Below are 448 nucleotides of genomic sequence, written 5' to 3'. Positions count from 1 at the left end.
TGCGGTGCCGCTGGCCCCTATTGGCGTACCTACGACGATTACAATGGCTACCTGGCCGCCTTCATGAGCCAGTCCTTCGGCGAGCAGTGGACGTGGGACGAGTGCTGCGAGAAGCTGCCGGCCGAGTTCATGCCCATGGAGGAGTGGATCACCTCGAGCTACGAGAGCTACGAGCAGGCTGACCCCGAGACAGGTCTGCCCGCCGGATTTGCCACCAACTCCCACCGTATGGAGCCCTACGGCGAGGCCATGACCATCATGGGCCGTACGGGCGGTCCCCAGGGATCGTCGTTCTGGGACGGCTACGTGCTGCCGCCAGCGTCCGTGGACTATCTGCCGCTGCCGCGCAACGAGGAGCCGGCCGAGACGCCGCTGTCCGACGAGGACTTCCCCTACGTGCTCACCGAGGGCCGTGTGCCTATGTACCATCACGGCACCCTGCGCAACG

1 pseudogene is annotated in these 448 nt (G+C 65.6%); it reads left to right on the top strand.

Annotation, left to right across the window (positions count from 1 at the left end):
* A pseudogene (locus PZH32_RS11355) lies at positions 1-448 on the top strand (molybdopterin-containing oxidoreductase family protein); the annotation flags it as partial.

The organism is Adlercreutzia equolifaciens, from assembly GCF_029076695.1.
GTDB classification, from domain to species: domain Bacteria; phylum Actinomycetota; class Coriobacteriia; order Coriobacteriales; family Eggerthellaceae; genus Adlercreutzia; species Adlercreutzia equolifaciens_A.
Note: the sequence above shows the minus strand (reverse complement) of the source record. Positions and strands in the feature narration are given on the sequence as shown.